Below are 14,218 nucleotides of genomic sequence, written 5' to 3' on the forward strand. Positions count from 1 at the left end.
GTAAAGTTCATTTTGGAGGGTAAATTAACACTGTTTTAATGAACTAATTACTTGTATATACGCAAACTATCGCAGAAACATTTTTTTTATCAAAATAAAGTGTACTTTTGCACCCATTAAAAATCACAAATGGAATCTATTAGAAATATTGCAATTATTGCCCACGTCGATCACGGTAAAACCACTTTGGTTGATAAAATTATGTATCACTGTCAATTATTTCGTGAAAACGAAAATACAGGTGATTTAATCCTAGATAATAACGATTTAGAGCGTGAGAGAGGTATTACTATTACTTCAAAAAACGTTTCTGTTCAGTACAAAGGAACAAAAATCAATATTATTGACACTCCTGGCCACGCCGATTTTGGAGGTGAAGTAGAACGTGTATTGAACATGGCCGATGGTGTATGTTTGCTTGTAGATGCTTTTGAAGGACCAATGCCGCAAACGCGTTTTGTATTGCAAAAAGCGATTGACTTAGGTTTGAAACCATGTGTGGTTATCAATAAAGTTGATAAAGAAAACTGTACTCCGGAAGAAGTTCACGAAAAAGTATTCGACTTAATGTTTGAATTAGGTGCAACTGAAGAGCAATTGGATTTCCCGGCTGTTTACGGTTCTGCTAAAAATAACTGGATGTCTGACGACTGGAAAGTTCAAACAGAAAACATTGAACCATTATTAGATATGGTTATTGCTAATGTTCCTGCTCCTAAAGTTTCTGAAGGAACTCCACAAATGTTGATTACTTCTTTAGATTTCTCTTCTTTTACAGGTCGTATCGCTATTGGACGTCTTGAAAGAGGTACTTTGAAAGAAGGTATGCCAATTTCTTTAGTTAAAAGAGATGGTAAAGTAATCAAATCTAGAATTAAAGAATTACATACTTTTGAAGGTTTAGGCCGTAGAAAAGTTGAAGAAGTTGTTGCTGGTGATATTTGTGCTGTTGTAGGTATTGAAGGTTTTGAAATTGGTGATACTATCGCTGACTTCGAAAATCCAGAAGCTTTACAAACAATTGCTATCGACGAGCCAACAATGAGTATGTTGTTTACAATTAACGATTCACCTTTCTTTGGTAAAGAAGGTAAATTTGTTACTTCTAGACACATCCGTGAAAGATTAACTAAAGAGCTTGAGAAAAACTTAGCAATGAAAGTTGGTGAAACTGATTCTGCTGATAAATTCATGGTTTTTGGTCGTGGTGTACTTCACTTATCTGTTCTTATTGAAACAATGAGAAGAGAAGGTTATGAGTTACAAATTGGTCAGCCACAGGTAATCATCAAAGAAGTTGATGGTGTTAAATGTGAGCCAATTGAGGAATTAACAATCGACTTGCCAGAAAACCTTTCAGGTAGAGCGGTTGAATTCGTTACTATCCGTAAAGGAGAAATGCTTTCTATGGAAGGTAAAGGTGAGCGTATGATTATTAAATTCAATATTCCATCTCGTGGAATTATCGGTTTAAGAAATCAATTGCTTACTGCTACTGCTGGTGAAGCTATTATGGCGCACCGTTTCATTGGATACGAACCATACAAAGGAGAAATTCCTGGACGTAACAATGGTTCATTAATCTCTATGGAAAACGGAAAAGCAATTCCTTATTCTATCGATAAATTACAAGATCGTGGTAAATTCTTCGTTGATCCAAACGAGGATATCTACGAAGGACAAGTAATTGGAGAAAACACTCGCAGCGACGATATGACTGTTAACGTTACTAAAACGAAAAAACTTTCTAACGTACGTTCTTCAGGTGCTGATGATAAAGCTAGAATTATTCCTGCTATCAAATTCTCATTAGAAGAAGCTTTAGAGTATATTCAAAAAGATGAATACGTTGAAGTTACTCCAAAATCTCTTCGTTTAAGAAAGATTTATTTAAGTGAAACTGATAGAAAAAGATTTAAAATCTAATTAGTTTTAAATTTCAATATTAAAAATCCCAAATTCCAATATAGAGTTTGGGATTTTTTTTATCAAAAAGGTTTCGTCTTCTATTTACAAGTTATTTATACGATTCATTATACTCCTTATCACTGTTGGGATAAATTCTGAAATTAGTAATTTCCAGTTTTTCATTATTTACAAATACCTCAATGCTTCTGTTGTCTGCAGAAATTTTTATCTGCATTTCATTTTCTCCTGATACTGTTTTAAAACGATTAAAAATTTCTTTTTCATTGAAGAAGATTCTGCCTTCAAATTTTTCTCCTTTACCGGTTTCCCAAAAAAACTGCATAACTCGGGGCAGCGCTCTGTCTGTTCTTTTATTTTCCAGAAGCCATGGACGGAACATCTGGTCTTTCTCTCCATTATAGTATTCTGTGTTAACCTCAAAAATTCTGAATGTAGGATTTTTAGATACAAAAACTGGTTTCCACTGGTAACGAATACGATACATATCCCATAATGCGCAGCTGGTATCTGGATTGTATTTTTTCTCTGCCAGCTCGTCAAAGTATTCTGGAGTAAACCGCCAGGTTCTTAAATGAATTTCCTTTGCCTGTTGCAGCTCTTGTTGATTTGTAATCACTTGTGCCTGATAACGTCCAACTTCAATAACCGTTAAACCGTAATTTACCCAGACCACCACCATGCCTTTTGGAGCAAAACCGAAAATAAGACTTGTAAAAGCATCGTAAGATCTGTATGGGGCATCCGTATCCTGAATGAAAGTTAAGTCAGAATCTCCCGTATAAACGTATTCTTTTACAGTCTTTTCTTTTATTTCTTTAAAAGCATAGTTACGCCTAACCAGATCTTTCATTTTCTCTACAGGAAAATCTATTTTTAATTTGTAAAAAGCATTGTCATAACTGGCATAATAGGTAAAATCTGCTCCTATTGGAGTTCCGTGCTGCTCTGTCCACATACCTCCTGAATTCCCCCATTTGTCAGAGGAACTGCCGTAAGGCATTCCAGCACGAATACCCTCCAGAGTAAAAATTTCATCTTTTACCATTTGTATTCTATATTCATTTGCTGGATGGCACATTTCTGCAGTCCATTCGGGTATTTTTTCATTTTTCATCTGGCAACTGGTTATTTGCGTACTTATTACAAAACATACTATTATTTGTATCCATTTGTTATCCATGCAGGCTATTGTTACTTATAAGACTCATTATACTCCTTATGACTGTTAGGATAAATTCTGAAATTAGTAATTTCCAGTTTTTCATTATTTACAAATACCTCAATGCTTCTGTTGTCTGCAGAAATTTTTATCTGCATTTCATTTTCTCCTGATACTGTTTTAAAACGATTAAAAATTTCTTTTTCATTGAAGAAGATCCTGCCTTCAAATTTTTCTCCTTTACCGGTTTCCCAGAAAAACTGCATAACTCGGGGCAGCGCTCTGTCTGTTCTTTTGTTTTCCAGAAGCCATGGACGGAACATCTGGTCTTTCTCTCCATTATAGTATTCTGTGTTAACCTCAAAAATTCTGAATGTAGGATTTTCAGATACAAAAACTGGTTTCCATTGGTAACGAATACGATACATGTCCCATAAAGCGCAGCTGGCATCTGGATTGTATTTTTTCTTTGCCAGCTCGTCAAAGTATTCAGGAGTAAAACGCCAGGTTTTAAGATGTATCTTTTTAGCTTGTTCAAGTTCTTCTGGCTCTGTAATTGCCTGCGACTGGTATCTGCCAATTTCAATTACTGTTAAGCCGTAATTTACCCACACTACCACCATGCCTTGAGGTGCAAAGCCAAAAATAAGAGTGGATAAAGGATCATAAGACTCAAAAGCAGCATCGGGATTGTAAAGTGAGAATTGTAAATCCGGATCGTCTTCATACTTAAACTCTTCTATACTTTTTCCTTTTACTTCTGCAAATGCATAACGCCGTCTAACCAAATCTTTCATTTTCTCGACAGGAAAATCTATTTTAAGCCTGTAAAAATTATTATCATATCCTGCATAATAAGTAAGATCTGCGCCAGTCGGAGTACCATGTTGTTCCGTCCACATTTTTCCAGAATCTCCCCATCTTCCTGATGAACTCCCATAAGGCATTCCGGCATGAATACCCTCTGCTGTAAAAATTTCGTCTTTAACCATTTGAATTCGATATTCATTAGCAGGGTGGCACATTTCTGCAGTCCATTCGGGTATTTTTTCATTTTTCATCTGGCAACTGGTTATTTGTGTACTTATTACAAAACATACTATTATTTGTATCCATTTGTTATCCATTATGTATTTCTCTTTTTCTATATTTTTCCAGCAGTGCTCCTTCTTTAGATGGAGCCTGGCTTTCTCTTCCGCCCAATCCAATTTCATTAGCCCTCACCGACCAGTGCAAATACTGGTTTCTTAATTTTTGCAAACTCTCTATATCCAGATAATCCCAATAAGAAAGTTTATGCAGTTTCCATAAATAATCATGATCTATAGATTCTTTATCATATAGGCCTCCTTTGTATATCTCTATATAGCTGTTGCGTAAATTATTACAGGCATTGACATAGCGATTTAGAATATTATTGATTGCTTTTATGAAATTATCTTTGATTGAATGATTTTCATCAATATATAAATTATCATATTTCACATCTTTATCTTTAGAAAAATGAAACATCAAGTGTAGTGGTATTTGATCAAAGGTGTTGTATAATTTTCTGGTTCCCACTACAGCATAATATTTTTCTAAATCTTCAACAGAACCTTTTTTTACTTTTTTGGGTTCAAAATCTGATTTACGTAGGGACCCGGCTTCAATTTGACGTTTTTGAAACCAGCCCTCATTGATCACAATTTCTTTTAATTTTTGTACTTCCTCATCAGAATGGTGCATCATTTTGTTATAGACACTTTCTCTTTTATGGTATAAAACTGAAATTTCTGTGGCTTCGTTCACATACGATCCTCCTATATCTGAATGCACCCCCGGCAGTGTTAACTCCAAACCATGAAGTCCTGAACTTTTTATATTAGTGAGATCAAAGTTTTCTCGATACTCGTCATCAGAGGATAATTGCAGTACGAAATGTGCTTTTTTTCCAATATTCAAATGTAAATCCTCAACATCATTACCGTGGTAAAATCCATGAGAAGCAACCGTGTCATAAAGACCTACAAAGTTGAAATCGATAGTTTCTATTTTTAGCTTGCTGCGAAGTAGACAAGCTGCAAAAAATCCGTGTTTCTCTAAAAGTAGACAATTTGATACTATAAATGAGGCGTCGCTGTCTTTCATTCCTTCATAGTGGCAAGGTGCTAAAATTTGTACTTTATTTTCAGGCTCATAACTGTAAATTAACGCCTTACTGCTCGCTACATGCAAAAAATGTCTGGCTGCTGCCGCTCCACGACTAAAACCGTAAACATTAATTTGCAGGACATCAATCTTTTTCCCTTTATACTTATCTAATATTTTAGGAGATTTAGTACAAGCTTTCACTACTTTAGCAACTACTCCGCGGTTGCCCATTCCTGTTGCCACATCGGGGAATACATCATCCTTTTCCAGATCCTCAGTACCGATTCCTTCTATGTACAAAGCTTCTTGAAAAGCAGCATTAGGATCAATAGCATCATACCCTCGGGCAATATTGGTATAATCATTAGTATAACTATCATTCTCTTTATTTGACTTTTTATAATCTGATCCTTTTTCAGTATTGGTCTTATTGTTTTGAGTACCGTCAAAAAAGATATTTAAAGAGACATTAATGGTGTCTTCTAATGAGTCTTCGGGATCTATGGGGTCATAATCTTTTTCAAATATACCTTCTTCAACTCCATGCCAGCAGTTTTGTCCAGCCGCATGCATCGTGTAATCGCCATCTGTGGCACGCAAATCCATTTTTCCAGTTGTGGTGTTTATCATTTCACCTTCAACAATTCTAAGAATACTCATTAGATTAAGAATTAGTCGTGTTTTCGCCGCTATATTTATTCAGGTTTTTAGAGGCATGTACATTTATGTTTTGTTCTGTGCTTATCAGCGATGCAGTTTTTGCTAATTCTTTTCGTTCTACTGTTTCAGACTCTCTTTTTCCTTTTATATATTCTGTCAGGTTACCTGTCACTTTCATCATAAAATCAAGACCAATAGTTATGAATTTAGATCTTGCAATAGTTTCAATATAATTCCCTCCAATTGTATTTGTTTTGTTAAGACCAACAGTTGTATTCATATTCTGTCCGGCTTTTATAATAATATCTTCTCCAGCCTCAAGTTCAATATTTTTAGGTGCTTTTATTTTTACATTTCCATCGCCGTAAAGTACTGCTAGGGTTTGTCCTGTTTTACTTTCTATTGTAATATCGCTTTTGGCATCATCAGAAATTATTCTGTTACCGCTTCTGGTTTCAAAAACTTTAAGGTCATTATCAGGTGTGGTATAACCGCTTTTTTCTTTTCTGCTGGTCATAGTTCCCATTACAATAGGCAGTTCTGGATTATTGCCCTGAAAATCAACAAAAACAGTGTCGCCTATTTCGGGTATTATATGAGTTCCTCTGGCACTGCCTCCATAATTTTGTATTAGCGGTATATATGGTGTTGTTTCACCTTTGATTTCCTGCCAGGGCATTTGTACTTTTACAGCACTGAGTCCTTCTGGGTCTGCATTTTCGGTTACAACCGCGGTCTGGCTTTTACAGAAAGGCACTAAATCAGGATCTGTTTCGGGAGAAAAAACAGAACCGTTAAAGTTTACCGCTGTAAAATGATTTTCGTAACTGCCGCCGTCATCACACATATGAGTTATCTGCATTACCCTATAGGAGCTTTCTAACTGCATATCGATACCGGTTATCCTGACTTCGTTTCCAATTGTAATTCCCGGAACTTCACTGGAAGCTTTAACCTCTGTTAAACCGCTTAAAATAAGCCGCATTTTATTTTTGGCATATTCCTCAGATGATCGGTCTGCATAGCCGCCTGCAGGATTTTGATTTAACTGTATTATGTTTTCTTTATTAAAAACCTTATTCGATTTGTTTAAAAAGTTTTGCTGGAATCCGTCGGCTTCTTTTCTGTATCTTAAAGTTTCATCAGTTTTATACTGTCCTTCCCGGTTGTCATTTTCTATTACTTTAAACATGGCCGGCAGAAGTTTAATGGTATAATCAAAGTCCTGCATATTTACGCCATAGATTAATAGTGGCTGGCCGCCTATACCGCCCGGACTTCCAAAAACAGTTGTTCTTCCGTTATAATAAAACCAGTGTCCGTTTCTTTTTGCCAGACGGTTTAAAAAACTAAAATCGCTTTCGTTGTATTGGACCGTATAAGGCAGGTTTTCTAAGTAAAATGGTCTGATATCGATATCAAAATCCCGGCCTGATTTTACTTTGGTCACAATGTCATTTAGAGACATATTTGTAAATGAATTACATTCGGGTCCGTTTTCCAGAGCTATTGTAGCGCTTTTTCCTTTTATTACAAGTATTTCTTCAATGTTTTTAAAAGACGATTTCTGCATTTTTACTTCGGTGACTATACCGTAAAACTGCATCTTATAGTGGTTAAGTTCTGCTCCTGTAATAAGGTCTTCCAGACCGTCTATAGGTTTTATTTCTATTGCTATTTTTTCACCGTACAATTTCTGAGAAAAAGGCATAACACTTTTAAACTCTTCTACTAACAGATCTTGTCTGACTTCAAATGAAAAAGTGTGGTGATCGTGAATGGTTTGAAAAACTTCCAAGTTGCTGAAATTCCTAATCTCGATTTCACCAATCTTGATTGTGGTAATAGTTTGTAAGGCCATAATGGTTAGTTTTTTTTATCGATTCAATAAAACTAATCCATTTATAAATCTAAGAGCTACCTCAATACAGCATAAAACTATCAAAATAAGACATATCTTATTTTTTTGGTATGAAAAACAAATCCCAAATTCCATCAAGGAGTTTGGGATTTTTTATTGTGTTATTTGTTTTAGTTTGGAATTTGGAATCTTTTAGATTTAGAATTTAAAATTTTTATCTTTTTAAACTAAAATGCCCCTTTACGTTTCTTCCGTCTACAAAAGTCAGGGTAAACCAGTAATCATCAGAAGGAAGCTGCTGACCATTATAAAGTCCATTCCAGCCAGCGCTGTTTTGGTTCATTTCTTTTAAAAGTTTTCCATATCGGTCAAAAATATGAATTTTATAATCTGGAAGTGCCTGAGAATTTTCAATAATCCAGAAATCATTATATCCATCGCCGTTTGGGGTAAAAAATCTAGGATAATCTAAAACATAAAGTAAAAATGAATTTGATAATCCACAGCCATTTTTGTCTCTTGCAACTGCGTTATAAGGTCCGGTTGGAACTCCTTTAAACAAAGGATCATCCTGAAAAGTCAATCCGTCTAAAGAGAATTCGTAATTTCCAGCTCCGGTATATTCTATTAAAACAGCATTGTCATTTCCTGAAAAATCTTTAACAGCAGCGTTTGTAATCGTTGCCGGTTCTGATAATACAACTTTGAAATTTTTAGTTTTTTCGCAGTCGTTTATATCTTTTACTGTTACAGAATAATCACCGGGAGCAGTAACAAGTATAGAGTTTGAAGTTTCGCCATTGCTCCATAAATAGCTGCTGAATCCAGTTGATACCGATAATGTAATTTGGGTATTTCGGCATAAATAAGCTGATTCATTCTCAAAATTTGGAGGATCGAATGTATTAATCACCAGCGGAACAGTTACAATATCATAACAATCCGGACCATTGACAACTCTGCCGTAAATAGTCTGATTTCTGGGAATTGTATTTTTAAAAATATTTGGCAGCGGATTTGTTTCTGTCAGCGCTTCATTAGCAGATAAATAATAATTTACAGTGAGTCCATTTGGAAGTCCGGAAATAATTTGCGGAGTAACCTGAGCATTTAAATCAAATTGATATAATCCGTCCTGAACGTCGTCACCATCGCAAGTGGGTATTGAAGCAGGATCTGGAATTGATGTTGCTGCAATCTGCAAAGTTACTTCTGCTGTTTTGTAACATCCAAACTCATTTTCTAAACGAGCATACACGATTTGATTGTCTGCTGTATTGGTGTAATTGTTTGGAGCTGCAATTTTGTTTGTTTTATTCTGTGCATCCGTTAACGTTAGATAATACCCTTCATTTATAATGCTTGAAACATTATTTTTTACAATATTATCTGCTTTGGTAAGCTTAAAAATTGAAATCCCATCGCTGTTATCATCACATTGTAAAAGAGTAGTGTTTGTTGAAAGGATTTCCGGAGCATAATCAATTTTTATTTCACCAGTGGCAATACAGGTTGTACCAATTAATGTGGCTTCTACTTTGTAAGTGCCGGCAGTTGAAACCTGATATGTTGAATTTGTACTTAAAATGAGAGTTGGATTATCTGTTTTGTACCATTTAAAGGTATAATCAACAGTGTTTAATTTGCTGTCCAAAAGAATGTTTTCTCCAAAACAGGCAGGATTATTTGATGCAATCGTACGATCTTCTCCTAAAGATATTTTAAAATTAAAACTGCCGGCTTCTAAAAATATAGCTGATTCAAGATTTCTGTTTCGATCATCAGCTATTACGAGTTTAATGTGATATGTTTTACCTGCGATAACATCCGTCTGAGCTGTCATTACTTTCGTCTGACCTGCATAATTTGTAGGACTGTTACTTCCGTTTATACCATTAAAATAATTTTCGTTTGAAGCTGCGCACCCAGTGTAAGCACTTCCATTTGCACCTGTTCCGGGATCAATTTTTGGATGAATGCTTATTGAAGAAACCGGAGTAGTTGTATTAGGTAAAACTGCAATATTTCGATACTCATCGGGAGATCCTTTTTCTTTTATTAAAAAAGCAAATGCATCTGAATATTGACATGAATAATCATATTGATATTCATTTGATGCAAAAATATAATTAAAGGCTAATGAATTTGTTGCTGCAACAAAATCAAATTCCAACGCAGTTGCATTTACAGAATGTGAATTTACAATTCGATCCAGATCGTTATCGCCCAGCCAAAGAGGGCTGTCATCACTTGTTAGTTTGCTTACAAAAGGACCAATAGCGGTCTGCGCGGTTGATGTTGCCAAAACAACACCTTCTTCAAAAGGAAAACTGCTTCCATTTCTATTAAAATAAGCAAAACTTTGTCTTCCTGGTCTGTATGCGTCTCCGATTCCAGTCGGAGAAGCGGCAGCAGCACACGAACTGTTTACTAAAACATTTTCAATGAGCTGCTGTGGCGTTTTTGTATCATCGATAGTTATAACCTGAGCATTCATCAAAGATGAAATGCATAAAAACAGAATAATAAAAAAACTTTTTGCTGTATTCATAGTATAACAAATATACTATAAATCTCGATTTTTTAATAGTTTGTAAGAAAAGTATATAAATAAAAATGTCCAGATTAATACAATAAAAACAGCAAGATAATCTACTCCATATTTCCCATCTAAATCTACTCCTATTTGTGAACTTATATTTCTTACGACAGAAAGACGAGGCCCCGGATTAACAATTAAATTTGACATTGATTCTAAAGGAAGAAACTGCGTGATTTTATCGCCAATAGTACTGTCTGGAAAAATTTTAAAGACTAAAATTCCTTTGATTATTCCTTCAAGAATACTCCATACTAAAAGAAAACCCAGAGCAAAAGCAGAGCGTTTTACTAAGATTCCGAGAAATAAACAGAAAGAAAAGAAACCGGTAAGTTTTACAAAAAAGGCTAAAAGATAATCCAGGTCGCTAAAAATAATTCCAAATTCTGTATACGATGAAAAACTTAAGCCAAGTAATAAGCTCATTACAAAAACAAATACAGTAGAACAGAAAGCAAATACAACTACAGTAAGGAATTTAGAAAGTATGAATTCTTTTTTGCTTAAGCCGTCAATTAAATTTTGCTTTAAAGTTCCGTAGCTGTATTCATTAGCCATCATTGAAACTATTACAATAGCCAGAAAGAATTTAAGCCATGCGGCAACATAAGTATTAAAATGCCAGATAAACGGAAAATTAAAAATTCCCATTTCTGCCAAATGAAATTTAAAAGGTCCAATATCAAATTTTATTGAAGCAATTAAGGCAATAAACGAAAGTAAAATGAAATAGGTCAGCGTAAGTACCCGACTGGCTTTGTTTTTCCAGATTTTTTGAATTTCTATAGAGATAAGTCTGTTCATGGCTTAGTTAGATTTTGGATTGGTGTTTTTGGTTAATTCTAAAAATTGTGCTTCAAGACTATTTTTACGTTTTACCAAATGACTTAAAACAATATTTTTAGAAAATAAAAACTGATTTAATTCTGAAGCAGATAAATCTGCTTTTAAGTAAACTAAAACCTTTCCGTCTTCATCTGCAACTCTGTCAACAGCCTGATGATTTACCAAAATTGTTTTTAAAACCGAATTATCGTTTGATGAAATTTCAAAGAACCCTTCGTTGGCCGACATTCCGTCTACAGAACCAGAATATAAAACTTCTCCCTTTCTTAAAACAACAACATGCGAACATACTTTTTCTACTTCATCTAATAAATGCGATGCCAGTAAAATTGTCGTTCCGTGCGAAGCAATTTCTTTAATAATATCTCGTATTTGATGTATTCCCTGCGGATCTAAACCATTTGTTGGTTCATCTAAAATCAGGATTTCAGGATCGTTTAAAAGCGCCGATGCAATCGCCAGACGCTGTTTCATTCCTAATGAAAAAGTGCTGAATTTTGAATCTTTTCTTTCTGTTAAACCTACTAGATCCAGCTTTTCTGTAATTTTAGAATAATTAATACTCTTGATTTTGCAGACTAGTTTCAGGTTTTCTTCGGCTGTCATGTACGGGTAAAAATTAGGACGCTCGATAATGGCGCCAACTTTTTTCAGGGCTTTATGCGTCTGCACATTTCCGTCAAACCATTTATAATCGCCAGATGTTTTATTTACGACATTTAAAACGATTCCTAAAGTAGTAGATTTTCCACTTCCGTTTGGGCCAAGAATTCCGTAAACATGGCCTTTTTGTATGCTAAAAGAAACATTTTTAAGCGCGTGAATCCGCCCGTATCTTTTACTTAGATTTTGAATAGTAAGTATGGTTTCCAAATTTATTTCGGTTTTAGTTTTTAGTAAGACGATTCAACTTACATATTGTTACGCCAAATTTATTTTTATAATCATATTGATGTAAATTTGTAATAAAGATATTCAAAATGAGCGAACCTTTAATGGTATTAAAAAAACCGTCTTATCCTTTAACACAACCTCTTTTAAGTTATTTGGACAGATTTGAACGTATTTCGAAAGTTTCGATTTTTTACGATGACTTATTACGTTTTTCGGGTTCGATCAATGTTTATGATAAAAATGACACTGATACTTTATGGATCAGGGTTTATTACGGCGAATTTGAAAGAAACGAAATCGATCTGAACCTTAAAAAAATATATTCACTTCTGCATTCTGACGGAAACAGCGAGATTATTCAGTATCTAAATGTTGACGCGATTGACTATTGTACTTTTGGAAACTCAAAACCTTTTAGAATAAAAGTTCGAAATATTCTCAACGATAATTATGTACATTTTTATATTAAAAAAGCCGATGCTTCCAGAATTTATGGTTTAGAATTAGAAGATATTCTATCGCCGGATAAAATCAACTTTTTAGTCTATAATGATACTTTAATCGAAGAACATATCATTGGAATTCCGGGCGATGTTTTTATGGATACATTACTTGACAAATGCACTGAAATGGAAAAAGCGCAGATTGCCAAGGAATTTGTAAAGTTTAACGAACGCTGTATGATTAGGCTTTTGGGCGATATGAGAGCTTATAATTATGTAATCGTTCCTATTCACGATTTTGATCAGGTTGTATATAAAATTCGTCCAATTGATTTTGACCAGCAATGCTATGAAGGAAATTTCAAAGTATACCGTCCGCAGTTTTTCAAGGAAAATTATCCCATGATTAAACTGATCAAAGAAAAGCTCGAAGAACGTTCTATTATTCAGTATAAAGATGAAGAAAGAGCGATTTTAGCAAAACGTATACATTCTGCCGAAACCAGAATTAAAAAATTACTCAACATTATGTGTCACGATACGATTTCGACAGAAGAACATCTTAATCAGTTAAAAATGGAATTGTACCGATATACTAACGATATGAAATTTAAAAATGCCCGCTCGATGGGACACATCATGCATGCGGCATTTGAATTTATTATCCGTAATTTTAAAAACACGAACTTAGTTTAAGTTATTTTCGCCGCAAATTCAGATATTAAAATGATTTTCTGCAATTTCTTAATCCTTTTAATCTTTGAAATCTGTGGTTAAACAAAAACAAATCTTATGAAAAAAACTTTTTTAATAGCCGCTTCTATAATTTTATTAGCCTGTCAGCAGCAATCAGACAGCAATTTAAAAACGCTTTATTCACTTCCTAAAAAGCTGAAAGAAGTTTCGGGAATTACGTATTTTTCTGAAACCAATATACTTTACACTTTAGAAGACAGCGGTAATAAAAATGCAATTTATGCCATTAATTCAAAAGGAAAACTAGATAAAACAATTACAATTTCAAATGCTTCCAATGTAGACTGGGAAGATATAACAAAAGATAAAGCCGGAAATATTTACATTGGTGATTTTGGAAACAACGATAACGAACGCAGAGATTTATGTATTTATAAAGTTGCGAAAAATCAGCTTAATAAAGATGAGGCTTCCGCCGAATATAAAATTTCGTTTTCATATCCGGAACAAACCGAATTTCCGCCCAAGAAAAAAGAAATGTTTTATGATGTTGAAGGCTTTTTTGAACATGGAGGTTATTTCTATCTTTTTACAAAAAACAGAAGTAAAGGTTTTGATGGAACAGCTTTTATCTACAGAATAAAAAATGCTGCAGGAACGCAGAAAGCTGTAAGAATAGGTGAATTTAAAACCTGCAATAATTATAATCATTGTGTTTTAACCAGCGCCACAATAAGTCCGGATGGAAAAAAAGTTGCTTTGTTGAGCCATGATAAAGTTCTATTGTTTAAAGGTTTCAATGGAGATTTATTCCACAAAGGAACACACACAGAACTAAACCTAAATCATTTTTCTCAAAAAGAAGCCATAGTTTTTAAAGACAACAATACTTTATTAATCGCCGACGAAAAAACAAATAAAGTAGGAGGGAATGTGTACGAGTTTAGGTTGAAATAAATTGCTAAGATTCTGAGATACTAAACTTCTAAGTAAAAAAA

At 34.3% G+C, this 14,218-nt stretch carries 10 protein-coding genes; 3 read left to right on the forward strand and 7 right to left on the reverse strand.

From position 1 onward, the window contains the following. The first annotated feature begins 129 nt into the window (after positions 1-129). Positions 130-1,926 carry a translational GTPase TypA gene (gene typA / locus ABD859_RS16850; protein ID WP_345145754.1) on the forward strand — a complete coding sequence of 599 codons (1,797 nt, stop codon included), beginning with the start codon at positions 130-132 and terminating at the stop codon, positions 1,924-1,926. A 91-nt stretch (positions 1,927-2,017) separates the two neighbouring features. Here the strand turns inward: typA and ABD859_RS16855 are convergent, their stop codons facing one another. From ABD859_RS16855 to ABD859_RS16885, 7 genes are all read right to left on the reverse strand, one after another. Further along, positions 2,018-3,043 carry a DUF2931 family protein gene (locus ABD859_RS16855; RefSeq protein WP_345145755.1) on the reverse strand — a complete coding sequence of 342 codons (1,026 nt, stop codon included), beginning with the start codon at positions 3,041-3,043 and terminating at the stop codon, positions 2,018-2,020. A 77-nt stretch (positions 3,044-3,120) separates the two neighbouring features. Beyond that, positions 3,121-4,149: a DUF2931 family protein gene (locus ABD859_RS16860; RefSeq protein ID WP_345145756.1), complete on the reverse strand. Its 1,029-nt coding sequence runs from the start codon at positions 4,147-4,149 to the stop codon at positions 3,121-3,123. A 58-nt stretch (positions 4,150-4,207) separates the two neighbouring features. Continuing rightward, positions 4,208-5,881: a phospholipase effector Tle1 domain-containing protein gene (locus ABD859_RS16865; protein WP_345145757.1), complete on the reverse strand. Its 1,674-nt coding sequence runs from the start codon at positions 5,879-5,881 to the stop codon at positions 4,208-4,210. Between the two features lie 4 nt (positions 5,882-5,885). Continuing rightward, positions 5,886-7,742 carry a contractile injection system protein, VgrG/Pvc8 family gene (locus ABD859_RS16870; RefSeq protein ID WP_345145758.1) on the reverse strand — a complete coding sequence of 619 codons (1,857 nt, stop codon included), beginning with the start codon at positions 7,740-7,742 and terminating at the stop codon, positions 5,886-5,888. Positions 7,743-7,956: 214 nt separating this feature from the next. Then, positions 7,957-10,293 (reverse strand): T9SS type B sorting domain-containing protein, encoded by a 2,337-nt coding sequence (locus tag ABD859_RS16875; protein ID WP_345145759.1) that lies wholly within the window; start codon positions 10,291-10,293, stop codon positions 7,957-7,959. A 15-nt stretch (positions 10,294-10,308) separates the two neighbouring features. Next, positions 10,309-11,145: an ABC transporter permease gene (locus ABD859_RS16880; protein WP_345145760.1), complete on the reverse strand. Its 837-nt coding sequence runs from the start codon at positions 11,143-11,145 to the stop codon at positions 10,309-10,311. Between the two features lie 3 nt (positions 11,146-11,148). Continuing rightward, positions 11,149-12,060 carry an ABC transporter ATP-binding protein gene (locus ABD859_RS16885; RefSeq protein WP_345145761.1) on the reverse strand — a complete coding sequence of 304 codons (912 nt, stop codon included), beginning with the start codon at positions 12,058-12,060 and terminating at the stop codon, positions 11,149-11,151. Positions 12,061-12,167: 107 nt separating this feature from the next. Between ABD859_RS16885 and ABD859_RS16890 the strand changes: the two genes are divergently transcribed. Both ABD859_RS16890 and ABD859_RS16895 read left to right on the forward strand, forming a co-directional pair. Then, a complete protein-coding gene (locus ABD859_RS16890; protein WP_345145762.1) occupies positions 12,168-13,220 on the forward strand; it encodes a hypothetical protein in 1,053 nt (350 codons plus the stop codon). A gap of 96 nt (positions 13,221-13,316) precedes the next feature. Next, a complete protein-coding gene (locus ABD859_RS16895) occupies positions 13,317-14,177 on the forward strand; it encodes a hypothetical protein (RefSeq protein WP_345145763.1) in 861 nt (286 codons plus the stop codon). Positions 14,178-14,218: the final 41 nt, after the last annotated feature.

The organism is Flavobacterium ginsengiterrae (assembly GCF_039539785.1).
GTDB lineage: Bacteria > Bacteroidota > Bacteroidia > Flavobacteriales > Flavobacteriaceae > Flavobacterium > Flavobacterium ginsengiterrae.